Below are 20,699 nucleotides of genomic sequence, written 5' to 3' on the forward strand. Positions count from 1 at the left end.
GCCCCCGTCAGTCGCGGTAGAAGTTGACGGACTGCGGCGTGTACGGCGTGCCTTCCCCGAGGAAGCGCCGCCGCATTTCGCGGGCGCGTTCGGTGGCCGCCGCCTGCCGTGCCAACTCCAACGAGGCCGCGCGGTCTTGCGTGATCTGGAGCTGCTGCGACTGGATCGACTGCTTGGCCTGCAAAGCCAAAAGCTGATTGGTCGCCTGCATGGTTTGCAGCGCGCCCGTGGCCGACTGGCTCTGGCTCACAAGGTCGGCCAGTGCGCTCTCGTCCTGGCGCAAGTTCTGCGACACCTGCGCCTGCATCCGCATCGCGGTGTGCAGTCCATCGAGCGTGTTCTTCCAGCGTTCGCGGGCGTCGCGGTACATCTGGTCGCCGCTGATCGTGGCGGCGTACTGATCCGGGTACAGGCGCGCGAAATCACGGTCGAGGTTCTGCACGTCGTAGGCCAGCCCCTGGGCCTCGGCAATCAGGCGTTCGGTGGTGGCAAGCGTCGAGCGCAGCCGGTTGACGATGTTGAAGTCCAGGCTCGCCAGATTGCGGGCTTGGTTCATCAGCATCTGTGCTTCGTTTTGGAGCTGGTTGATCTGGTTGTTGATCTGCTCCAGCGTGCGGATGGCAGTCAGCGTGTTCTGCACGAAGTTGGAGGGGTCGAACACTGTCAGCGCCGATGCGGGCTGCACGGTCAGCAGCGACACCGACAGCGCGGCGGCGAGCGAAATGGAAAGCGCACGGATCTTCATGGCTGGTTCTCCAATGGGTGGTTGGCGGTACGGAGGGAATCCGGCGCGAGGCCGGGGAACGAGGGCAGCAGGTCAGCCGCCCAATCGAGGCCGCGATGGCGCAGCCAGGCGCCCGCGAAGCCGGGCGTGCCGGCGTCCAGCAGCACACGGTCTATGTCGCGCTGGTCTTGCGGCGTGGAAGCGCCCGCGAAGGCCAGCGTCGCCGGCCCCAGGTCGAGGTCGAACAGGCGGTTGCCGAGGCGGGATTGGTAGTAGTAGTCGCGCTTCGGAACGGCCGTGGCCACGATCTCGATTTGCCGCGAATTCAGGCCGAAGCCCTCGTAGATCGTGCGAATCTGCGGCTCGGTCGCCTGCGGGTTCGGCAGGAAGATACGGCTTGCGCAGCTTTCGATGATCGCGGGCGCGATGCTGGAATCCTTGATGTCGGCAAGGCTCTGCGTGGCGAAGATCACCGATACGTTTTTCTTGCGCAGCGTCTTGAGCCACTGGCGGATGCGCGCGGCAAACACCGGGTCATCCAAGAACAGCCATGCTTCATCGAGGATCAGCAGCGTGGGCGCACCGTCGAAGCGTTCGTCAAAGCGCGCAAAGAGGTAATGCAGCACGGCCATGACGGCGGCCTTGCTGTGCATCAGTTCCTCCATCTCGAAACCCTGCACGTCCGCCATGCCCAGCCGGTCGTGGTCGGCGTCCAGCAGCTTGCCGTGCGCGCCGCCCAGCACATAGGGCGCGAGCGCCTGACGCAGCGCGTTCGATTGCAGCAGCACCGACAAGCCCGTCATCGTGCGCTGCTCCACCGGCGCACCGGCAAGGCTTCCCAACGCCGACCAGATGGCCGCCTTCTCGTCGGGGCCGACTGCCACGCCTTCGTGCAGCAAGCGGCCTTCGATCCATTCGGCGGCCCAGGTGCGGTAGCCCTCGTGGTCGATGCGGGCAAGCGGCTGGAAGGCGATTTCGCCGTCCGTGCCCAGGTCGTAGTGCTCGCCACCCAGCCCGAGGATCGTGGCGCGCATCGAGCGCCCCATGTCGAACGCAAAGATGCGTGAGCCGCGATAACGGCGAAACTGCATCGCCAGCGTGGCGAGCAAGACCGACTTGCCCATGCCAGTCGGGCCGGCGACCAGCGTGTGGCCCACGTCGCCGATGTGCGTCACCAGCCGGAACGGCGTCGCGCCATCGGTGCGGGTGACGATCAGCGGCGGGCCGCCCAGGTGGTCGTTCTTCTCCGGCCCGGCCCATACCGCCGACACCGGCATCATGTGCGCCAGGTTCAGCGTCGAGACGATGGGCTGGCGCACGTTGGCGTAGGCGTTGCCGGGGAGCGAGGACAGCCAGGCATCCATGGCGTTGAGCGTTTCGGGGATGGTGACAAAGCCCCGGCCCTGGATGGCGCGCTCCACCATGCGCAGCTTCTCGTCGGCCACGGCGGCGTCTTCGTCCATGACGGTGACGGTCGCCGTCAGGTAGCCGAAGGCGACTTGATCGCTGCCCAGCTCCTGCAAGGCGGCATCAGCATCTGCGGCCTTGTTGTTGGCGTCGGTATCGACCAGCGGGCTTTCCTGCTGGAAGATCGTTTCGCGCAGCAGCGCGATGACGTTCTTGCGCTTGGCGAACCACTGGCGGCGCAGACGCCCCAATTCCCGTTCCGCCTCGGATTTGTCGAGGCACAGAAAGCGCGTACTCCAGCGATAGCCAAATCCCAGGCGGTTGAGATCGTCCAGAATCCCCGGCCAGGTCGAAGTCGGAAAGCCCCGCACCGATACCACGCGCAGGTGCTGGTCGCCCAACATGGGCGCCAGGCCACCGACCAGCGGCGAATCGGTCAGCAGCGCGTCGATGTGGAACGGCACTTCGGGCACGCCCACGCGGTAGCGCCGCGTTGAGATGGTTGCGTGCAGGTAGGTCAGCGTCTGGCTGTCGTCCAGCCAGGCAATTTCCGGCATGACGCCATCGAGCAGATCAAAGACGCGATCCGTCTCCGCAACGAAGGCTTGCAGCCGCTCGCGCCAGTCCACGCCATTCGTCGGCGTGTTCTCGTAGAGCATCTTGGCGGCACGGGCGCGCGATTCCTCGGGCGGCAGGTACACCAGCGTCAGGTGATAGCCGCTCTCGAAGTGATGGCCGGTATCCTCGAAGGCCGAGCGGCGTTCTTCGTCCACCAGCCACGAAAGCGGCTCGGGAAACTCGGAGTGCGGGTAATCGGCGGCAGCACGGCGCTCGGCCTCGATGAACAGCGCCCAGCCCGAACCCAGCCGGCGCAGCGCGTTGTTCAAGCGGGCCGACGTGGCGATCAGCTCGCCTTGCGTGGCACTGTCGAGGTCAGGCCCGCGAAACCGGGCCGTGCGCTGGAAACTGCCATCCTTGTTCAAGACGACACCCCGCGCGACCAGCCCGGCCCAGGGCAGCCAGTCGGCGAGCAAGGCCGGGCGCTGGCGGTATTCGGCAAGGTTCAGCATGTCGGCATCCCCTCACACGTCCAGCAACGGGCGGTGTTTGATGTGCCGGGCGAACACGGCCATGAACTGCGGATCGACGCGCGCACCCCATACCGCCAGCGAATGGCCGACGATCCAGAGCACGACGCCCGGAATCCACAGTTGCAGGCCCAGCCCGACGGCGGCGGCCAGCGTGCCGTTGGCAATCGCCACGGTGCGCGGTGCGCCGCCCAGCAAGATCGGCTCGGTCAGCGAGCGGTGCAAAGGCACCTCGAACCCGGCCGCGAAGCTATCCGGCGCGCTCATACAACAGCCCCGCCGGAGAAGCTGAAGAACGACAGGAAGAAACTCGAAGCCGCGAACGCGATGGACAAGCCGAACACGATCTGGATTAGCTTTCGGAAGCCGCCCGACGTGTCGCCGAAGGCCAGCGCGAGGCCCGTGGCGATGATGATGATGACGGCCACGATGCGCGCCACCGGCCCCTGGATGGATTCGAGGATGGATTGCAGCGGGCCTTCCCACGGCATCGAGGAACCGGCGGCCTGCGCGGTTCCGGCCAGGAACAGCAGCAGCGCGGCCAGCATCAGCCCTTGCGCCGCAGGGCGGGCCAGGCTGCGTAGCCGCGACCGCATGGGAAGGCGCAAAGCCGGATTTGCAGAAACACGGAAAGCAGGAACGATCATCTGCGTCATGGCAGTTCTCCAAGTTGGTCAGGGGACGGGGAAATCGCCGCAGCGGGTGCGGCCTCGGGAAATAGCGGCAGTTCGGGAAACGGCGTTTCCAGCGCGTCCGCCAGTTGGTAGCCCACGCCGTCGAAGCCGACGACGCGGGCGATGCTCTCGATGCGGCGCTTGCGCCCGCGACCGGCAATGTGGATCACCACGTTGACCGCCTCGGCGATCAACGCACGAGGCGGGTTCACCGCCACTTCGAGAATCAGTTGCTCCATGCGCAGCAGCGCGCCCAGCGCGGAACCGGCGTGGATCGTGGCGATGCCGCCGGGGTGGCCGGTACCCCACACCTTGATGAGATCCAGCGCCTCGGCGCCGCGCACCTCGCCGACCACCACGCGATCGGGCCGCAGGCGCATGGACGAGCGCACCAACTCGGTCATGGACACCACGCCCGCGCGCGTGCGCAGCGGAACGTGGTCGCGGGCCGCGCATTGCAGCTCCACCGTGTCTTCGAGCATCAGAACGCGGTCGCCCGTGGCGGCGATTTCGGCGAGCAAGGCATTGGCGAGCGTGGTCTTGCCGCTGCTGGTGGCCCCGGCGATCAGGACGTTCTGGCGCTCGCGCACGGCGCGCACCAGAAAGCCCGCCTGGGCGGCGGTCATCATTGCGTCCACGACATACCGCTCCAGCGGGATCACGCCGATGGCGCGCTTGCGCAGCGCGAAGGCCGGCCCCGGCGCGGCGGGCGGCAGGATGCCCTCGAAGCGTTCGCCCGTCTCGGGCAGCTCGGCGGACAGCAGCGGCTGGCCGCGATGGACTTCCGCGCCGACGTGGGCCGCGACCAGGCGGATGATTCGCTCGCCATCGGCCTCGGGCATTTCCACGCCCATCGGCGCGCGGCCCGACGACAGGCGATCCACCCAAAGGGTGCGATCCGGGTTGAGCATGATTTCCACCACGTCGGGGTCTTCGAGCGCGGTGGCGATAAGCGGCCCCATTGCCGTGCGCAGCATCTGGATGCGCCGGTCGAGCGAGGCCGCAGCGGATGAGCGTGGCTCGGGCGGGAGTTGCGGAACGGCGCTCATGAGGCACGCTCCCGAGCCTGGGCGGCTGCCGCCGCGTCCTCCATCCGCACCGGGTCGGGGTGCAGTTCCTCCACCACGTCGCGCACCAGGCTGCGTCCGCGCATCAGGTGGCGGCCAAGCTGCTCGGTGAACTGCTCGAATCGCGCCTTGCCCTGGGCGCGGGCCGCGTCTTGGTGCGCTTCGGGAACCGGCGTGCTGACGGTCAGGTAGTAGCGGATGAACAGCGCCAGCGTTTCGATGGCGATGTTCTGATCACGCTGCATGCGCTCGGCCTGGCGCGACAGCCGATCCAGTCGCTTGGCGATGGCTGCCTCGCGCTGGTCGGCCGCGTCCGGCGACAGCCAGGACGCCAAGGCGGCGGCGACGATGCTGGATTTGGACACGCCTTTCTTGGCGGCCAGTTCATCGAGCCGCTGGGCGTGTTCGGGCTGGATAAAGAGGTTCAGGCGGTACTGGCTCATAGCTCGATTCCGTCGTTGGGGTTCAGCGATGCCAGCCGGGCCGTGCGTTGCATGGCTGGATCAAGCTGGCGAGGAAGGGGAAGCGGCAGGTCGTCGTCGTCATCGAGCAGCGCGAGGTCGGCTGCGGGCGCGGCCAGTTCGGGGTCGTAGGCGACGGTTTCGGAGAGTTCAGGCTGACGGCGTGGGCCGCCGTCGTCGGCCAAAGCCCCGAAGCCTTCGGCTGCATCGGCCGCAGGCGCAGCGGGCACGGCAGGGATTGCCAAGCCGCTCCAGTCGTCGGGGCGCAGCGGCGGCGCGTCGGCGTACTGCCCATCTGCCAGTGCGGGCGGCGGCAGCACTCGCCGCTTGAAATTGGCGTCGGCGTAGTAACGCAGCTTCGTGGCTTTGATCGGTGCCACGCTGGACACCATCACCACCGCCTCGTCGGGCGGAAGCTGCATGACTTCGCCCGGCGTCAGCAGCGGGCGGGCCGTCTCCTGGCGCGACACCATGAGGTGGCCCAGCCACGGCGCGAGCCGGTGGCCCGCGTAGTTGCGCTGTGCGCGCAGCTCGGTCGCGGTGCCCAGCGTCTCGGAAATGCGCTTGGCGGTGCGCTCGTCGTTGGTGGCGAACGTCACGCGCACATGGCAGTTGTCCAGAATCGAATGGTTCTGACCGTAGGCTTTGTCGATCTGGTTGAGCGACTGCGCGATGAGGAAGCTGCGGATGCCGTAGCCCGCCATGAAGGCCAAGGCTGTCTCGAAGAAGTCGAGCCGGCCCAGGGCCGGGAACTCGTCGAGCATCAGCAGCAGCTTGTGTCTACGTTCGATGCCGTCGCTGCCGTCCAGCGATTCGGTGAGGCGTCGCCCGATCTGGTTGAGGATCAGGCGGATGAGCGGCTTGGTGCGCGATATGTCCGAAGGCGGCACCACCAGGTACAGTGATACGGGGTGCTTGGCGGATATGAAGTCGGCGATGCGCCAATCGCAGCGCGAAGTGACTTCGGCCACCGTGGGGTCGCGGTACAGGCCAAGGAAGCTCATGGCCGTGGAAAGCACGCCGGAGCGTTCGTTATCGCTCTTGTTGAGGACTTCACGCGCAGCGGACGCCACCACGGGATGCGGGCCATCAACGAGGTGCGGCGTGGTCATCATTCGATGCAAGGTCAGCTCGAACGGGCTGGCCGGGTCGCTGAGGAAGTTGGCGACGCCGCGCAGCGTCTTGTCTTCGCCCGCGTAGAGCACATGCAGGATCGCTCCGACCAGCAAGGCGTGACTGGTCTTCTCCCAATGGTTGCGCTTCTCCAGCACGCCTTCGGGATCGACAAGAATGTCCGCGATGTTCTGCACGTCGCGCACTTCATGCGCGCCGCGCCGCACCTCCAGCAGCGGGTTGTAGGCCGCCGACTTCGCATCGGTCGGGTTGAACAGCAGGCAGTGGCTGAAACGGCTGCGCCAGCCGGCGGTGATCTGCCAGTTCTCGCCCTTGATGTCGTGGATGACGGCAGAAGCCGGCCAGCTCAACAGGGTGGGCACCACCAGGCCGACGCCCTTACCGCTGCGCGTAGGCGCGAAGGTCAGGACGTGCTCTGGCCCTTCATGGCGCAGGTACTGGCGGTCGTGCTGGCCGAGGAACACGCCCTCTGGCTGCGTGAGGCCCGCCTTGCAAATGTCCTGCGCGTTCGCCCAGCGGGCCGATCCGTAGGTCGTGACAAGGCGTGCCTGCCGCGAGCGCCAGACCGACATGGCAATGGCGACAGCCACAGCGACCATGCCACTGCTGCCAGCGATGGCTCCGCCGGTGTCGAAGATTTCCGGGGTATAGGCGCCGTAAGAAAACCACCACTCAAACAGCTTCCACGGGTGATAGATCGGCGTGCCAAGAAGATCGAACCAGGGCGAGCCAAGGCGTACTTGATAGCCAAGAGCTGCTGCTGTCCATTGCGTGGCACCCCACACTCCGGCGATCACGATGCCGAACACCACGGCGATCTGACCGAACAGCACGTTCGTCCCTTGCATGACCTGACCCCCGATTTCTCCTGCGCTGATTCCTCATGGAAAGAGCGGCACAAAGACGTGCCGCAGGCGTCAGGATCGGTGCCGGGTCAGTGCCGGTCAAAGACCGTTTTAAGCAGAAAGATCGAGCAAAAAGAAAGAATTAGCGCGGTGGCGAGGCAAAGAAAAACGCCGCAAGCTCGGGCGCGTTGCGGCGTGTCGAGCAGAAAAATGAAAGAGATGCGGCGAACCGCCAACAATCAGAGTTTGGGTGCTTCTTTCGGCGGCGTGTACGGGGTTTCGCCATCGCCATAGAACCGCTTGCGCGTGGCCTCGGCGACCCGGTTGCACAACACATCCCCCAGCTTGGCACGGTCTGTCTTGCACTGCTGCCGCAGCTCCTTGAGCCGTTCGGGGTTGGCCGCAAGTTCTTCCACCGTGGGGATATTGGCTGCGGAATCGGCGGGTTTCTGTGGCGCTTCGGACGGGCCGCAGGCGGTCAAGAGGGACGCAAGAAAGAGTTTGATGATTTTCTTCATGGCGTAGGTTCCTCCGGCTGATCAGAGTTGCGGCCCCGCATGGGTCTAGAGGTTTCAGGTGAGTCGATGGCTTGCACTCGTTCGATAAACCGCCTCAGTTCATCAGATGGATTGCGATCAAGGCGCAACAAGTAGGTAGTTAGCGGCGGAACGCGCGATGCAAGCGGGCGGGCTACCACTCCCGATTCCCGGCTGGCGGCAATATGCGAAGCGCCTGCCAGGCCGAGTGCATACCCAGCCGACACCAACACCATCATGAGGTCGCAGGAAGCTACGCGCTCGGCGACCAATGGCTCCACATCCACGCGGCGTAAGACGCGCTCCACGTGTCTGGCGTGGCCCTCGCAGACTTGCGCGTCGCACAACACCAGGGGATAGCTCAGCAGTTCTTCCAGGGATATGCGCTTTTTGGAAAGCAACGTATGTCGCGCCGGCACCGCCACCATGAGCGGGTCGCTCCAAGCAGGCATGGCAACGATACCGTCCCCTACCTCGTCGGACAGAGCAAAGCCCACGTCGTACAGGTCATCGTGCAGCCCTTTTATCTGCTGCGTCAGTGGCACTTCGGAGAAGCGAATTTCGACCTCCGGCTCCTCCTGGCGGCAAAGCGCAAGCAAGGTCGGCAAGCGTGATGGTGTGATGCCGTCCGACAAGGCAACGCGCAACTGACCATGAAAGCCATTGGCCGCGGCCTTCACGCTGTCGCGTGCTTGTTGTAGAACTGCGAACACGCGGCGCACATGCTCCAAAAACAGCTTGCCCGCACGGGTCAGCCGCGTGCTGCGCGTCGTGCGATCGAACAGCACTACGCCGAGCTCTTCTTCCAACTCTTTGATAGCCCGTGAGAGCGGTGACTGCTCGATGTGAAGTTTCTCCGCTGCGCGGGCGAAATGGAGTTCTTCGGCAACCGCAAGGAAGCAACGAAGGTGTCGAATCTCCATAGTCCTGCTGTCCTTGCTTCTATTGAGGGAGGAAGTCTGTATTGGCTCGATGCCACCTGGATCAAACTATATTGACAACTAGTTTCCCATTAAGTAAACTAGTTGTCAATCGTGAGGTTTAGCATGAGTCCAAACAGAGCAAACAAGTTGACCGCCATCGCGTTGTCCGTTTTCAGGTTGAACGGCCAGCTCCTTGAGTGGGGCAATCACTTCTCCCAGCCACACGGATTGACCAGTGCGCGCTGGCAGGTGCTTGGCGCTATCTCTCTCGCGCCACACCCTCCAAACATCCCGCAGATCGCCGCAGCGATGGGTGTGACGCGGCAAGGCGTTCTCAAGCAGATCAACCTGCTAGTGGATGAGGGTCTTGTCGAGGCTCTACCCAATCCGACGCACAAGCGATCACCGTTGTATGCCCTGACTACCAAGGGGCAAACCGCCTACGACGCCTTGGTAGACCGCTGGCACAAGCATGTGCGGCAGATGGCATCCCAGTTCACCGTGTCCGATCTGGATGCAGCGATTAGGGTGCTTTCGGTGATGTCGCAGGTTCATGCCGGCGAACCATAAATATGGTCGCGTCCTAGTCCAATAACCGAAAGGAGTTTTGTATGTCTCTCTTGAAGCCCTTGGATGACAAGTTCCCTATCCAGCAGCAGCTTGATGTGGAGACCGGGCCTGTAGTTCTGGTCAACGTGTTCACAATGGATGCGGCCGATGAGACTGCGTTTCTGACTGCATGGAAGAACGATGCTGAGTTCATGAAGCGCCAACCGGGCTTCATTGCGGCCCAGCTTCATCGCGCCATCGGCGATAGCCCGACCTACATGAACTATGCGGTGTGGGAGTCCACAGCGGCATTCCGCGCGGCGTTCACTCATCCCGAGTTCATTGCCAAGCTCTCGACCTATCCCTCGTCCGCCGTCGCCACGCCGCACCTATTCCAAAAGGTCGCCGTGACTGGCATCTGCACCGCCTGAAGGGAAATTACGATGCCAAGGAGCTACTTTGCCGGAGTGACTGACGCCGTCGCACAAAGAAAGTCCTTATGACTGAACCAGAATTCCATCGCATCGCCATCATCGGTGCCGGCCTGGGAGGGCTCACGCTTGCACGCATCCTACAAAAGCACGGCCTGGAAGCCGTCATCTTCGAGCGTGATGCTTCGCGCGATGCTTGCAGCCAGGGCGGTACGCTCGACATGCATGCCGAATCTGGACAGCGTGCGCTCAGGGACGCCGGGCTAGAAGCCGAGTTTCAGGCCGTTGCGCGGCCAGAAGGCCAAGGACTTCGCATTGTCGATAAGGTAGGACATTTCCATTGGGACGAGACCGGCGACTCGGCCAACTTCGACCGGCCGGAGGTTGATCGTGGCGCGTTGCGCGACCTGCTGATCGACTCGCTCGAACCTGGCTGCATCCTTTGGGGTCACGAGCTGATCAACATCGAACCCGTTGAGCGGGGATGCCATGTGCTGCACTTTGAGAACGGTGCATGCATCAAGGCCGGCGTGCTGGTTGGCGCTGACGGTGCTTGGTCGCGCGTGCGTCCGCTAATATCAGACGCCAAGCCGTTTTATACAGGCGTCAGCTTTATCGAAATCAGCATTCCTGATGCCAAACAGAACCATCGCGGCATCGCCAATATCGTTGGCAAAGGCAGCCTATTGGCGCTTTCCGACAACAAGGGACTGTTGGCGCAAGCTAATGGGGATGGGCGAATTCGCGTCTACGCCGCCTTCCGCGTACCCGAAGATTGGCTTTCGACGTGCGGTATCCCATTCGATCGTCCGGCGGAAGCACGGGAAGCTCTGCTTGACCTGTTTTCCGACTGGGAACCGGAATTCACTGAAATGATATGCGCATGCGATGACAGCTTTATTCCACGACCGATCAATATGCTACCTATTGGGTTGACGTGGGACGACCAGCCAAGTGTGACGCTGCTTGGCGACGCAGCGCATCTCATGTCACCGTTCGCCAGCGAAGGCGCCAACCTCGCCATGCTGGACGCGGCCGAGTTTGCTGAGGAACTGTTGGCTACCCGCGAACCATCTTTAGCAATCAAAAAGTACAACGCAAAACTGTTTGTTCGTGCAAAGGCTGCCGCCGGGGAAAGTTCGCGCAATCTCGATATCTGTATCGCACCGGATGGCGCGGCTCGATTGGCAAAGCAGTTGTTGATCTACAAGTCGGCCGCCAAACTAGGGCTCGATGCACGACAGATTTTTGAGCTGGTCGGCTAGTCAAGAGTGATGCCAAGAGAACAAATGAATTTTCCGTTAGTGTTTGCGATGCAGTACCACAGTATGTGTCGAGGTATCTCAGCGACTAGCAACCGTTGCAATGAACTGGAAAGCGCATATAGCGAGCGCACTATAGGCCGAGTGTTTTGCCGGGCTCCCATGACACTCCACCGCCGCGCACCGTCGCGGCGAGCTGCCGTCCTAGTCGCTGCTCGATCACCGGCTTCCACGGCACCAGACTGAACCCCATGCCGTCGTCCAGCATCGCGTAGCGCCCGCTGGCGAGCATGACGCTGCGCCGGTAGATACCGGTCACGCGCTGCCCATCGGCCACAGGCCGATGCTCCAGGCCGGTATCGGCGGCAATGTCCTTCGCGGCCTGGGTCAGTTCCCGGTTGCGCAGCGTGCCCAGCAGGTTGCGCGCCAGGATCACGCGCTGCCCGCGTCGCTCGGCCAGCCCCTGTTCGGCCAGAAAGTCGGCACGCTGCTGCATCGCCTGCTTGGCCTCGCCACCAAAGCCCAGGTCGCCCAAGCCCGAGCCGCCGCCGATCAACTGCTGGTCGAGCCAGGTTGCCCCGATGACGCGGGCTTGCCGCTCTATGGGCAAGTGCGATTTCAGTTCCACCGTCACGCCGCCCAGGCGCTGCGCGTCGTAGCGGCGGCCCTGCTCGGGCAGGTCGTCAGGCACCTTCCATAGCCCTTCGGCCACGCGCTCCACGATGTCAGCCCGGCGCAGGGCTTCCAGCCTGCGGACGTGGGCGGCCACGACCTCCTGCGGGTCGCGGCCCGGCACGGCCTGGCCCTGCGCCACGGCAAAGTGATGATCGGTGCGGTACAGGCCATCGCTCGCCAGCGCGGCGATGTTCCTGTCGGCCGCGCGCACGTCGGCTGATCCCTTCACCTCCACCACGGCCCCGGTCGGATAGTTCGCCAGTTCGTCGCGGGCGTTGAGCGCGACGTAGTGTGCCTTGCCGTCCACGCCGTCGATGACCAGATAGCCCCGGTCGCGCAGCTCGTCGGCCAGTCCCTTCGCGGCAACGCGCCCGAGGATGGTTCGGCCATCGTCTCCCGGCTCGAACACCGCCAGCTCGCGCGACTTCCCACTCATTGCCCGCTGCATGGTGCGGATGATGTCGCCGCGCTCGCCTAGGGCGCGCAGGGTCTTCTCCGCATCGGCATGGACGGCCCAGGTGCCGGGCTGCGTCTCGTCGGCCAGGCCCAGGCGCTGCAAGCGTTGCAGGCGGCCGATCAGCAGCAGGCGTTGGCGCTGCAAGCGGGGTTCGTTGAACCGTCCGACATGCACCAGGCCGTCGTCGCCGGCCTCGCGCTTCAAGGTGCGATCCAGGTTCGTCCACCGCTCTTGCTCCACCTCGCGCTGCAAGGTCTGCTGGATCTCCAGCTCGGTGCGTGGCCCCAGCCATTCGGTCGCCAGCTCGGCGGCGCGGTGGCGGAAGCCATCGGCGATGTAGTCGCCCGCGATGATGAGGTCTTTGCCGGTGTCGTCGCGCCCGCGCACGACGATGTGCGTGTGCGGGTTGTCTGTGTTCCAGTGGTTCACGGCCACCCAATCGAGGCCCGTGCCCAGGTCGGCTTCCATGCGGCCCATGAGGTGTCGCGTGTAGGTGCGCAGGTCTTCCAGCTCCGCGCCATCCTCGGGCGAGAGGATGAAGCGGAAATGGTGCCGGTCGTCGGCGCAGCGTTCCTTGAAGGCGTCGAGGTCGGCGTCGTCGGTCTGCGGCCCGTAGGCTTGGCCCGGCTCGCCGTCACGGCCCACGCCGTCGCGCTCGATGTAGCGCAGGTGCTTGGCGAGCGATTGCGGGCTGGCCCGCTGGTGATTCACCAGCAGCGTCTTGATGGTCGCGCGCCGCGACATGGGCGTCAGCTTCGCGCCCGCGAAGCGCGCCGCCGTATGGCCGCGCCCCAGGCGTGAGCCGGGTCGCTGGCCGGTGCCACCCGTCGCGCCAGGACGGCGTACCGAGGACTTGCCGCCGCTGGCCTTGCCGGTCTGCTTGAGCACCTTGGATACGAAGCTCTGCCCCTGGCCCTTGCCCCGGTTCTTCGGGGCGCTGGGGCGCACTCGGAAATCGTCGTCGCGGCGGTCGCTCATGGCTGCGCTCCCTGCAAGCTCTGGCGTGTCCTGTCGTGCGAAGCACGCGGACATGCCTGCATTGGCGCGGGCCTCGCGCCATACGCGGCACGGCGGCGAAGCCGCTGCGTGCCGCGCCAACCCCACGTGCAGACGGGCTTTCGACGCGGCCCGGTGCCGCGTCCTTTTGTCTTGCCTTCCGCCTTTGCCTTCCGCTGTCGCTCCAGGCACCGGCGGCCCGGCGGCGCTGCTGCGTGTGCAGCCAGCGCGCCGGCGAATGCGGCGATGACCGCAGGCCGGGCGCGTTCGAGGCAAGACGTCTGCACGTTGGACGGCTGCGCCGAAGGCAGCGAGACGTGCGGTGCGAATGCTCCAGCACGGCAGGCGCGACGACACGGCAGCAGCCAGCGGAACAACACGCCCGATGGCACGATGAGATGCACGGCAACGTGCAGCGAATCGGCGGCCATCATGGGTGTGTCTCCAGCCACACCGGATGCGCAACGCCGATCACGGAGGATGCGCTGACCGGGCCGAAATACCGACTGTCGAACGATGCCGGATTCGTCACGCTCAACAGGAACAGTTCGCCCGGTTCAAGGCGGCGGCAAAGCTGCAAGGACGGCAGCGCCCGGCCCAGCCGATCGGCAGGCAGCGCGGCGGCCGAAGGCACGCCGTCGATGCGTACCTGACCGGCGACGATGCAGACGTGTTGCGGCGCGACCGCGCCCACACGTTTGAGCAGCGGAACGCGCGTCGGCAGGTAGCCGCGCTGCGCAGCGAGCGCGGCGGCCGTAGCCGGAAGCGGCACCAGCACGATGCTGTCCACGGACAACGGACGTGGCAGCGAGGCAGGGCGCGGGTCGAGCGGGTCGATGCGATACCAGCCGACTGCCACGCTGTCGGACGGGTTGTAGGTCAGACGCGGCAGCGGCGACACGAAAGCCGCCCAGGCCAGCGCAGCGAAGCTGATGGCGGTTAGTGTCGCCAGCACGATGCGAGCGCGCAGGCGTGAGTGAGGACGCGGCGGCACTGCGGGCGCATTGGCCGTGGTGGTCGGGGCCGTCATGGCAGCACCTTCCCGGCCAGCCAGGCGGTATGCCGCTCGGCGGTGTATTCGGGCAGCGCAAGGCGAGCCGCAAGACGGTTGCCCAGCGTGCGCCAGTACGCGGGCGACACGTCGATGACGGCGATGCCCAGCGCCTCGATGCCGTCGATGCGCTCCAGCACGGCGCGCACGTTGGCATCGCCTTCGGTGTGCAGCAGCAGGCGCGCGCCCGGCTGCACGCCGGGGATGCGCTGCACGGCATCGAGCGGCGTGGCGGTCTGCATCACCATGAGCTGCCAGCGCACGGTGCCGTAATCGTTGGCCTGCCAGCGGATTCGGCAGAGCATCGCGTCCGGCAGGAACACCGCGGAGCGCCGCCAGCGGTCGAGCTGAAGCGTGCGCGCCGGTTCGCCGAAGCGCAGGTAGAGCTTGAAGCGATGTTCGAGGTAGGCCAGCGAAACGCGCGTGAGCGGCACATTGCCGGCCTGTCCGGCGAGTGCCGAAAGCGCAGGCAGCGGCGCAGCCGGTGCCGCGTTCGCGGCAGGCAAAGCGGATGCGTTCATGGTGTGTTCTCCGGCGGAAACTCCCGCTCCAGCAGGCCGCGCAGCAGGTCGGCCACGGTCACGCCTTGCGTGAAGGCCGACACCTTGATGCGCGCCCGCATGGCGGGCGTAATGTCGAGTGTGAGGCGGGCCGTGTAGAGGTCGCCTTTGCCCAGCGCGTCGGCATCGCCCTGGCGAATCCACGCCTCGGCATGTGGATTCGCGGGCGGACGTGCGCCGATGCCGACGCGCTTGCCCGTGCGTTTGCTGTTGGGTGGCTGCTGCGCTGTCATGTCGGCCACCGCAGCAGTTCGTCCACCAGGGCGGTGATTTCGCGGGCGGCGGCACTGTCGGGCGCTGTCTCGCGTGCGAGCCGGCCAGCGGCCACGCTGTCGGCGAAGACGATGCGCTGATGCACCTCCGAGCGCAGCGCGGGCAGCGGCTGTTCGGCGAGCGATTGCCGCGCCTCGCGCCCGATGATGGTGGTGCTGACGCGCCGGTTGATGACGAAGGCCGCGCGGAGCAGCGGCCGGAACACCTGCGCCTCGCGGATCAGCGAAACCATTTCCGAGCTGGCCCACAGGTCGTAGGGGCTGGGCTGTACCGGGATCAGCACGCGCTCGGCCGCCAGCAGCGCGGAGCGCGCCAGGGCGGCGATGCGCGGCGGGCCGTCGATGACGACGTGATCGGCGCGGCGTGCCAGTTCGGGCGCTTCCTGATGCAGCGTTTCGCGGGCGAGGCCCACGGCACTGAACAGCCGTGACAAGCCTTGCTGGCTCCGGCGCTGCGTCCAGTCCAGGGATGAACCCTGCGGGTCGGCATCGAGCAGGACAACATGCTGGCCGCGCATCGCCAGTTCGCCCGCGATGTGCGTGGCGAGCGTCGTCTTGCCGACACCGCCTTTCTGGTTGAGCAGAGCGAGGATCATGGCGCGGCCCTCCCTGCTGGAAAGCCGGGCTTTGCCTGCCGTGCAAAACGCTGTTCGCCGTGCCGTTTCTCGGTTGTCCACCGAAACGGCGCGCTTCTACTAAAAGTTATGTATTTCTTGTTAGGGAAGTTAGAGGGGCCGCAAACCCGCGCCGTTATTGGCTTTCCGGCGTTTTCGTACTCCTGATAGCACGATAGGCGTACTCCCGATAGCACGATACCCGGTACTCCTGATAGCACGAGGCCGTCCACACCTTTTCCCCGAGTTATCCCCGTGCCGTGTGCAGCACGGGCCGGAACGTCAGCAGCTCCATTCCGTCGTCCGGCATTCGCTCGATGCCCAGGACGTAGCCGGGCAGCGACTGCCGCGCCACTAGGACGCGCAGGTCGTAAGCGAAGTCGGAGAAGCGCGCAGCGCTCCCCGACTTGCGGTGCAGGTGCCGGAAGTCGAATTGCCAGCCGCCCGGCTGCTTGCCGCCGTGCTTGCGCACCAGGCGGTACAGCCAGCGTTCGATCCCGCCCTTCAAGCGGAAATAGGCTGGGTCGATGGTCAGCACCAGGGCGGCATCGAGCACGCCCGCATAGAACCAGTCCGGCAGGATCAGTTCGATGCCCAGCGGCACGCCGCTGGCATCGGCCAGTTCCTTCCACTCGTTGATCCACGAGAAGCGATGCAATCGCCTTCCCGTGGTTTCGCGGATGGACGTGGCCACCGTGGTCGATTGCAGCCGGTCGAGCGCGGCTTTCAGGCGCAGGTAGTCGTTGAGAGACGTGCCGCGCCCGATGAAGCGCAGGATCTCGTAGGGAGTGGCGCGTATCCAGCGCGACGGGCGCAAGCCCGCGTCGCGCGCCTCCACGATCTGCGAGGCGGCCCAAATCAGCAGGTCGGCATCCCATATCGTTGCGATGCCGTGCTCCTGCGTACCCTCCACGCGGATGGTGATGCCGCCGGCGCAGAAGTCGATCGGCGCGGTACGCCGCGACTTCGCCAGCGAGAAGAACGGAAAAGCCATCAAGTCCTGGCTGTCGCGGGGTGCCATGTCGCCCGGCAGCGCGCGGAACAGGTCGAGCTGTTCGCGCTGCAAGGCTTGCCCTGGCGGGCTGGACATGGCGACGGCCACCCACGCGCCAGCGATCAGCGGCCATCACGGTAATCGCCCGCGTGGCGTTCGGCATATTCCGGGTCGGAAGTCGCCTCGTAGCGACGCTGGTCGGCCCAGGCGTCGAGGTCGGATACCGCGTACATGACGCGGCGGCCGAACTTGCGAAAGCGCGGGCCGCCGCCGATCACACGCTGTTTCTCCAGCGTGCGCGGCGACAGGCGCAGGTACTCGGCGGCTTCGTCGTTGGTCAGGTAGCGCGCGGGCTGCTGCGCGGTAGCGGGTGCGGCCTGTGGCCGCAAGGGAGCCGGTCTCATTGCGTGAACCTCCATCGGTCAGGGTCGCCAGCCGCGACAGCGCGACCGGATGGAGGCAGTCTCAGGAAAGCAAGGCGTCCTGCTCAGGGACGTTGTGCGTGGTCGGCAAAACGTCCCTGTTCAGGTTCGGGAAGCTGTGCCAGGCGGCGGTAGCCGCCACGCATCAGCCGTTGCCCGCGCCGCACCAGGCGACGCACGCGGGCGCGCAGCGCGCCGTCGGCGTGCCAGTCTTCGGCGCTGAACAGCACATCGGCCACCAGCCGCAGGGACGCGCCCGCCAGGGTGCCGTCCAGCGCTTGCAGGGTGTGCAGCTCCAGCAGCGCGGTGGCCGCCGGGCGTGGCCGGGCCACCACCGGCGCGGCGGCGTTGGCCAGCGTGTCCAGTGCCCCGGCCAGGGCGCGATGGCGCGGCTGCGGCTGCGCAGCGGCGCGCACGGCGTAGCTGTGGGCCATGCCGTGCGCCAGGCCGGATGCGAGCGCCAGGCGCACATGGCTGCCCGGCCAGCGGGTGAGCAGCACCAGCCGCCGGCCGTCGTGCAGCAGTTGCTTGCGGCCGGGGATGCGCCAGAGGTCGAAGGTCACGGCGTCGGGCGGTGGATCGTCGTCGGGGTGGAGCTGCACCACGCTGTCGTGGTCGGGGAACCAGGCCGGGTGCGCGTCGCGCGCGTCCAGGGCCGGGTCTTCGAGCAGACGCAGGCCCCAGTGCCGCGCGGCCTCGGGATGGCGGCGACGGCGCAGCCAGTCGCGCCGGTAGTCCGGGTGGCGGCGCAGGTACTCCCAGGCCAGCGCGGGGCCGTCCAAATGCAGGACGTAGAGGTAGGCGGCACTGGGGTGCCAGTGATCGGCGGGCTCTGCCATGACGCGGCCTCCTGTCGGACAGCAGGGCTCGTCGCCACGGGCATCAGAGTGGGAGCTACGGCGTCATCGGCGAATCGTCACGGGCTATTCGATAAACTGGCGGTGGTCAAGACCGATTGGCTCCTGGGCATTGCGTGGATCGTCCGAATGCGACGGCTTGCGCGCACACCGGATGGTGCGCTGCACAACACACCTTGCCGGAAGCCGCGCCGGCGATCAGGACTGTTTGGGTCTGGCCTGCGCGGTGCCCGCGCAATAGTGCGGATTGATGCGCTGTCGGTCTGAACTCAGACCGAAATAGCCACAATGCGCCGGGCTTGGCGGCGCTGCGCCGGGGCCCGCTCAGTCGATGACCGAGCCGTTGATGTGTGCTAGGCGCGTGTATTCCGAGAGCGTGCGCAGGGCGACGAAATACAGGTCGCGCTCGATGGGCCGTGCCTGTGGCCCAAGGATCGCGCCCAGCTCGGACAGCCGCACGGTGCCGAGGTCCGGCAGAGGGTCGAGGGCCTGCCCGGCGGCGCGTGCGCGGCCGTTGGCGAGCAGTTGCGCGCGCTGGGCGTCGGTGACGAGAGGCGGCTTCATGGGCGCTTCCTCCTGCAACTACACAAAGCCGGTGATGCACGGATGCGCTTGTGCGCGAAAGCGCGAATCCGCCGATCCGGCAACGTGCTTTCGTGCGGAAGCACGAAGGCGTGGAAGCGACATTGTGGAAGCCATCAATGACACGAATACGGTTCCCTGGATTTGGCACAATCCACACATGCGGATTTCAGTAGAAGCACGAAAGCGCATGTCCTGATCATCAAATGAACACTATAGATTGTAGCCCTATAGGGCGCAATGGGCTGTCATCTTGGGTTTTGGGGAAACCACTGGATGACAGCGAAAAACTCATTTGCGGCAGCGTTGAAGACGGTCAGGAAAGCGCGTGGCTTGAGCCAGGAAGCGTTCTCCGACGTGTCGAGCCGCACCTACATGAGTTCGCTGGAGCGCAGCCTGAAAAGCCCGACCTTGAACAAGGTAGCCGAGCTGTGCGAGGTCATGGACGTGCATCCCCTCACGTTGCTGACGCTGGCCTATGCTGGCGGCGAGCAGCACAAGATCGAGAAATTGCTGGCGCAGGTGGAACACGAGCTGCACTCGATCCACGCATCAATCCAGAATACCGATAGGCAATAAGACTTCCATGAAAAGAGTGCTTACCGTTGGCCTTAAGTACACTGGCACACCTATTGAGGGCGTTGAGTTCGATAATCTTGGCTTGTGCAGGCCATCAGTTGATCAGGATCGTGCCGCGTTTGCCTTGTATGAGTACGACGTTATCGTCATAAACCCAAAGAGCTATTCGCATTTTCTGTTTGGAGAAGAAGGTGAGTTCTCCGACTCCCCTACTGAACTTGGCGACTTGAAGCGTAAAAAGGATGCATACGACCTTGATTCGCTATTCGATAGTACGGATCGGGAAAATGAGCTTGAGGCAGCGATAGCAGGAGGAACCACGGTCGTATGGTGCCTTTCCGAGCCAAAGCGAATGAACTTCTTCGGCTACCGGGAGACCTCATACGGCTATGCGGCACCGACGGTGGCCCGAATGGTCAAGCGGAGTAGCCTCCAGCTCAAGAAGGGACGCAGAATAAAGAGCATTGATCCAGAAAGCCCCTTCGTGCGGTATTTTGAGTCCCTAGCTGCAACAGGATGGAGTTTCTGTTTGGCAGACAGTGACCAAGAGGGCTATTCATCAATCGCATCTACGCCCGAAGGCTATAGCTTGGGTGGGCGGTTTGCGTTAGGAGCGACAACCGGCTGGGTCATCACGCCACCTTCATCGGAAGCCGCAGCCAACAGACTCATCCTAGATGCCGTTGAATTAGAGAAGGAAGATCCTCGTCACGAGAAATACCACGGTATCTTTCTCAGCCATACTGGCGCGGATAAACCATTCGTTCGGCAATTGCGGAAAGACTTGCTCGAACACGGTGTTCCTCGGGTGTGGGTGGATGAGGCTGAGATTGATGTTGGCGACTCGCTTACAGCCAAGATCGAAGAAGGAATGAAAGAAACCCGATATATCGGCGTTGTGCTGTCAGCAAAATCTATAGGTGCGCCTTGGGTCAAGAAAGAACTCGATATCGCGATTAATCGAGAAATCACTAGCGGCGAGGTTGTCGTACTACCGTTGCTGTATGAGAAGTGCGATCTTCCGGCGTTTTTGCAGGGAAAGCTCTACGCGGATTTCACTAGCACTGAGGAATATGCTGATGGGCTTGCCAAGTTGCTGAGGCGGCTTAGGATCAAATAGCGGGAAGCGAGCCCGAGCACGCGAAAGCGCCCCGCCGCAAGGGCGGGGCGATGGGGGCGACTGTCAGGCCGCCTGTGGCTTGCTGCGCGACCAGATCAGGTCGTGCGTGCCGTCTTCGCCTTCGATCAGCCGGGCATAGACCGTTGCCGGGAACGAAGGATCGTCGAGGGTCACGGACAGGTAGTCCCGCCCGGCCTCGCTGGTCTTCTTCCACGCCGCGCCGATGTCGTGGCCGGCCGCCTGGAGGCGGAAGTCGGGGGCGTTCTCGCTGCTGCCCTTGTCGTTGGGAACCAGCTTGACCTTGACGTTGAGCGTCAGGGTGCGAAGCGAGCCGGTGAAGCCGTCTTTCTCTGCGGTGAAGGTGCCGATGTTGGCCATGATGTTTGCTCCTTTCGGTTGAACAAGGTTCGCGCCCATCG

General features: G+C 64.8%; 24 protein-coding genes. 5 read left to right on the forward strand and 19 right to left on the reverse strand.

From position 1 onward, the window contains the following. Positions 1-7: 7 nt before the first annotated feature. From trbJ to IRZ56_RS09295, 9 genes are all read right to left on the reverse strand, one after another. On the reverse strand, positions 8-745 hold the full coding sequence (gene trbJ, locus IRZ56_RS09255) for a P-type conjugative transfer protein TrbJ (protein WP_196144684.1): 738 nt from the start codon (positions 743-745) through the stop codon (positions 8-10). Then, the gene (trbE, locus tag IRZ56_RS09260; RefSeq protein WP_196144685.1) at positions 742-3,201 is read right to left on the reverse strand and encodes a conjugal transfer protein TrbE; all 2,460 of its coding nucleotides are present in this window, start codon (positions 3,199-3,201) and stop codon (positions 742-744) included. Before trbE ends, trbJ begins: the two co-directional genes overlap by 4 nt. 12 nt (positions 3,202-3,213) lie before the next feature. Continuing rightward, positions 3,214-3,486 carry a VirB3 family type IV secretion system protein gene (locus IRZ56_RS09265; RefSeq protein ID WP_023121625.1) on the reverse strand — a complete coding sequence of 91 codons (273 nt, stop codon included), beginning with the start codon at positions 3,484-3,486 and terminating at the stop codon, positions 3,214-3,216. Then, on the reverse strand, positions 3,483-3,875 hold the full coding sequence (locus IRZ56_RS09270) for a TrbC/VirB2 family protein (protein WP_033995939.1): 393 nt from the start codon (positions 3,873-3,875) through the stop codon (positions 3,483-3,485). The genes IRZ56_RS09265 and IRZ56_RS09270 overlap by 4 nt, the downstream gene beginning before the upstream one ends. Further along, entirely contained in the window at positions 3,872-4,942 is a 1,071-nt protein-coding gene (gene trbB, locus IRZ56_RS09275) for a P-type conjugative transfer ATPase TrbB (protein ID WP_196144686.1), read from the reverse strand. Before trbB ends, IRZ56_RS09270 begins: the two co-directional genes overlap by 4 nt. After that, positions 4,939-5,403, reverse strand: coding sequence for a CopG family transcriptional regulator (locus IRZ56_RS09280; protein ID WP_196144687.1), 465 nt, complete (start codon positions 5,401-5,403; stop codon positions 4,939-4,941). Before IRZ56_RS09280 ends, trbB begins: the two co-directional genes overlap by 4 nt. Continuing rightward, entirely contained in the window at positions 5,400-7,403 is a 2,004-nt protein-coding gene (locus IRZ56_RS09285; RefSeq protein ID WP_196144688.1) for a conjugal transfer protein TraG, read from the reverse strand. The genes IRZ56_RS09280 and IRZ56_RS09285 overlap by 4 nt, the downstream gene beginning before the upstream one ends. A 236-nt stretch (positions 7,404-7,639) precedes the next feature. Further along, on the reverse strand, positions 7,640-7,918 hold the full coding sequence (locus IRZ56_RS09290; RefSeq protein WP_196144689.1) for an EexN family lipoprotein: 279 nt from the start codon (positions 7,916-7,918) through the stop codon (positions 7,640-7,642). Then, positions 7,915-8,859, reverse strand: coding sequence for a LysR family transcriptional regulator (locus tag IRZ56_RS09295; protein WP_196144690.1), 945 nt, complete (start codon positions 8,857-8,859; stop codon positions 7,915-7,917). The genes IRZ56_RS09290 and IRZ56_RS09295 overlap by 4 nt, the downstream gene beginning before the upstream one ends. Before the next feature lie 123 nt (positions 8,860-8,982). Between IRZ56_RS09295 and IRZ56_RS09300 the strand changes: the two genes are divergently transcribed. From IRZ56_RS09300 to IRZ56_RS09310, 3 genes are all read left to right on the forward strand, one after another. Then, a complete protein-coding gene (locus tag IRZ56_RS09300; protein WP_196144691.1) occupies positions 8,983-9,429 on the forward strand; it encodes a MarR family winged helix-turn-helix transcriptional regulator in 447 nt (148 codons plus the stop codon). Positions 9,430-9,470: 41 nt separating this feature from the next. Then, on the forward strand, positions 9,471-9,839 hold the full coding sequence (locus IRZ56_RS09305; RefSeq protein WP_196144692.1) for an antibiotic biosynthesis monooxygenase family protein: 369 nt from the start codon (positions 9,471-9,473) through the stop codon (positions 9,837-9,839). A 68-nt stretch (positions 9,840-9,907) separates the two neighbouring features. Continuing rightward, complete coding sequence (locus tag IRZ56_RS09310) at positions 9,908-11,104, forward strand: FAD-dependent oxidoreductase (protein WP_196144693.1); 1,197 nt, start codon at positions 9,908-9,910, stop codon at positions 11,102-11,104. Between the two features lie 130 nt (positions 11,105-11,234). Here the strand turns inward: IRZ56_RS09310 and IRZ56_RS09315 are convergent, their stop codons facing one another. The 9 genes from IRZ56_RS09315 to IRZ56_RS09355 all read right to left on the reverse strand — a co-directional run bounded on the left by IRZ56_RS09315 (position 11,235) and on the right by IRZ56_RS09355 (position 18,563). Further along, positions 11,235-13,211 (reverse strand): relaxase/mobilization nuclease domain-containing protein, encoded by a 1,977-nt coding sequence (locus IRZ56_RS09315; protein ID WP_196144694.1) that lies wholly within the window; start codon positions 13,209-13,211, stop codon positions 11,235-11,237. A gap of 448 nt (positions 13,212-13,659) precedes the next feature. After that, the gene (locus IRZ56_RS09320) at positions 13,660-14,259 is read right to left on the reverse strand and encodes a S26 family signal peptidase (RefSeq protein ID WP_196144695.1); all 600 of its coding nucleotides are present in this window, start codon (positions 14,257-14,259) and stop codon (positions 13,660-13,662) included. Beyond that, entirely contained in the window at positions 14,256-14,801 is a 546-nt protein-coding gene (locus IRZ56_RS09325; protein ID WP_196144696.1) for a DUF2840 domain-containing protein, read from the reverse strand. Before IRZ56_RS09325 ends, IRZ56_RS09320 begins: the two co-directional genes overlap by 4 nt. Beyond that, positions 14,798-15,073, reverse strand: coding sequence for a hypothetical protein (locus IRZ56_RS09330; RefSeq protein WP_004883063.1), 276 nt, complete (start codon positions 15,071-15,073; stop codon positions 14,798-14,800). The genes IRZ56_RS09325 and IRZ56_RS09330 overlap by 4 nt, the downstream gene beginning before the upstream one ends. Then, positions 15,070-15,708 (reverse strand): ParA family partition ATPase, encoded by a 639-nt coding sequence (gene parA / locus IRZ56_RS09335; protein ID WP_196144697.1) that lies wholly within the window; start codon positions 15,706-15,708, stop codon positions 15,070-15,072. The genes IRZ56_RS09330 and parA overlap by 4 nt, the downstream gene beginning before the upstream one ends. 265 nt (positions 15,709-15,973) lie before the next feature. Then, positions 15,974-16,816, reverse strand: a complete 843-nt coding sequence (locus IRZ56_RS09340) for a replication initiator protein A (RefSeq protein ID WP_196144698.1) — start codon at positions 16,814-16,816, stop codon at positions 15,974-15,976. Positions 16,817-16,842: 26 nt separating this feature from the next. Next, entirely contained in the window at positions 16,843-17,124 is a 282-nt protein-coding gene (locus tag IRZ56_RS09345) for a helix-turn-helix transcriptional regulator (protein ID WP_196144699.1), read from the reverse strand. Between the two features lie 83 nt (positions 17,125-17,207). Beyond that, a complete protein-coding gene (locus IRZ56_RS09350; protein WP_196144700.1) occupies positions 17,208-17,981 on the reverse strand; it encodes a DUF7011 domain-containing protein in 774 nt (257 codons plus the stop codon). A 342-nt stretch (positions 17,982-18,323) separates the two neighbouring features. Next, a complete protein-coding gene (locus tag IRZ56_RS09355; protein WP_196144701.1) occupies positions 18,324-18,563 on the reverse strand; it encodes a DUF2958 domain-containing protein in 240 nt (79 codons plus the stop codon). Between the two features lie 294 nt (positions 18,564-18,857). Here IRZ56_RS09355 and IRZ56_RS09360 point away from each other — a divergent pair, with 294 nt between their 5' ends. Together IRZ56_RS09360 and IRZ56_RS09365 are read left to right on the forward strand one after the other, a co-directional pair. Then, positions 18,858-19,160 carry a helix-turn-helix domain-containing protein gene (locus IRZ56_RS09360; RefSeq protein ID WP_196144702.1) on the forward strand — a complete coding sequence of 101 codons (303 nt, stop codon included), beginning with the start codon at positions 18,858-18,860 and terminating at the stop codon, positions 19,158-19,160. Between the two features lie 7 nt (positions 19,161-19,167). Further along, positions 19,168-20,280 carry a toll/interleukin-1 receptor domain-containing protein gene (locus IRZ56_RS09365; protein ID WP_196144703.1) on the forward strand — a complete coding sequence of 371 codons (1,113 nt, stop codon included), beginning with the start codon at positions 19,168-19,170 and terminating at the stop codon, positions 20,278-20,280. Between the two features lie 63 nt (positions 20,281-20,343). Here the strand turns inward: IRZ56_RS09365 and IRZ56_RS09370 are convergent, their stop codons facing one another. Beyond that, entirely contained in the window at positions 20,344-20,658 is a 315-nt protein-coding gene (locus tag IRZ56_RS09370) for a DUF736 domain-containing protein (protein WP_196144704.1), read from the reverse strand. Positions 20,659-20,699: the final 41 nt, after the last annotated feature.

This window comes from Pseudomonas guariconensis (genome assembly GCF_015680235.1).
Classification (GTDB): Bacteria; Pseudomonadota; Gammaproteobacteria; order Pseudomonadales; family Pseudomonadaceae; genus Aquipseudomonas; species Aquipseudomonas guariconensis_A.

Coding starts and splice junctions, on each gene's coding strand:
- trbJ (WP_196144684.1), bottom strand. CDS start 745: ATGAAGATCCGTGCGCTTTCCATTTCGCTCGCCGCCGCGCTGTCGGTG.
- trbE (WP_196144685.1), bottom strand. CDS start 3,201: ATGCTGAACCTTGCCGAATACCGCCAGCGCCCGGCCTTGCTCGCCGAC.
- IRZ56_RS09265 (WP_023121625.1), bottom strand. CDS start 3,486: ATGAGCGCGCCGGATAGCTTCGCGGCCGGGTTCGAGGTGCCTTTGCAC.
- IRZ56_RS09270 (WP_033995939.1), bottom strand. CDS start 3,875: ATGACGCAGATGATCGTTCCTGCTTTCCGTGTTTCTGCAAATCCGGCT.
- trbB (WP_196144686.1), bottom strand. CDS start 4,942: ATGAGCGCCGTTCCGCAACTCCCGCCCGAGCCACGCTCATCCGCTGCG.
- IRZ56_RS09280 (WP_196144687.1), bottom strand. CDS start 5,403: ATGAGCCAGTACCGCCTGAACCTCTTTATCCAGCCCGAACACGCCCAG.
- IRZ56_RS09285 (WP_196144688.1), bottom strand. CDS start 7,403: ATGCAAGGGACGAACGTGCTGTTCGGTCAGATCGCCGTGGTGTTCGGC.
- IRZ56_RS09290 (WP_196144689.1), bottom strand. CDS start 7,918: ATGAAGAAAATCATCAAACTCTTTCTTGCGTCCCTCTTGACCGCCTGC.
- IRZ56_RS09295 (WP_196144690.1), bottom strand. CDS start 8,859: ATGGAGATTCGACACCTTCGTTGCTTCCTTGCGGTTGCCGAAGAACTC.
- IRZ56_RS09300 (WP_196144691.1), top strand. CDS start 8,983: ATGAGTCCAAACAGAGCAAACAAGTTGACCGCCATCGCGTTGTCCGTT.
- IRZ56_RS09305 (WP_196144692.1), top strand. CDS start 9,471: ATGTCTCTCTTGAAGCCCTTGGATGACAAGTTCCCTATCCAGCAGCAG.
- IRZ56_RS09310 (WP_196144693.1), top strand. CDS start 9,908: ATGACTGAACCAGAATTCCATCGCATCGCCATCATCGGTGCCGGCCTG.
- IRZ56_RS09315 (WP_196144694.1), bottom strand. CDS start 13,211: ATGAGCGACCGCCGCGACGACGATTTCCGAGTGCGCCCCAGCGCCCCG.
- IRZ56_RS09320 (WP_196144695.1), bottom strand. CDS start 14,259: ATGACGGCCCCGACCACCACGGCCAATGCGCCCGCAGTGCCGCCGCGT.
- IRZ56_RS09325 (WP_196144696.1), bottom strand. CDS start 14,801: ATGAACGCATCCGCTTTGCCTGCCGCGAACGCGGCACCGGCTGCGCCG.
- IRZ56_RS09330 (WP_004883063.1), bottom strand. CDS start 15,073: ATGACAGCGCAGCAGCCACCCAACAGCAAACGCACGGGCAAGCGCGTC.
- parA (WP_196144697.1), bottom strand. CDS start 15,708: ATGATCCTCGCTCTGCTCAACCAGAAAGGCGGTGTCGGCAAGACGACG.
- IRZ56_RS09340 (WP_196144698.1), bottom strand. CDS start 16,816: ATGTCCAGCCCGCCAGGGCAAGCCTTGCAGCGCGAACAGCTCGACCTG.
- IRZ56_RS09345 (WP_196144699.1), bottom strand. CDS start 17,124: ATGAGACCGGCTCCCTTGCGGCCACAGGCCGCACCCGCTACCGCGCAG.
- IRZ56_RS09350 (WP_196144700.1), bottom strand. CDS start 17,981: ATGGCAGAGCCCGCCGATCACTGGCACCCCAGTGCCGCCTACCTCTAC.
- IRZ56_RS09355 (WP_196144701.1), bottom strand. CDS start 18,563: ATGAAGCCGCCTCTCGTCACCGACGCCCAGCGCGCGCAACTGCTCGCC.
- IRZ56_RS09360 (WP_196144702.1), top strand. CDS start 18,858: ATGACAGCGAAAAACTCATTTGCGGCAGCGTTGAAGACGGTCAGGAAA.
- IRZ56_RS09365 (WP_196144703.1), top strand. CDS start 19,168: ATGAAAAGAGTGCTTACCGTTGGCCTTAAGTACACTGGCACACCTATT.
- IRZ56_RS09370 (WP_196144704.1), bottom strand. CDS start 20,658: ATGGCCAACATCGGCACCTTCACCGCAGAGAAAGACGGCTTCACCGGC.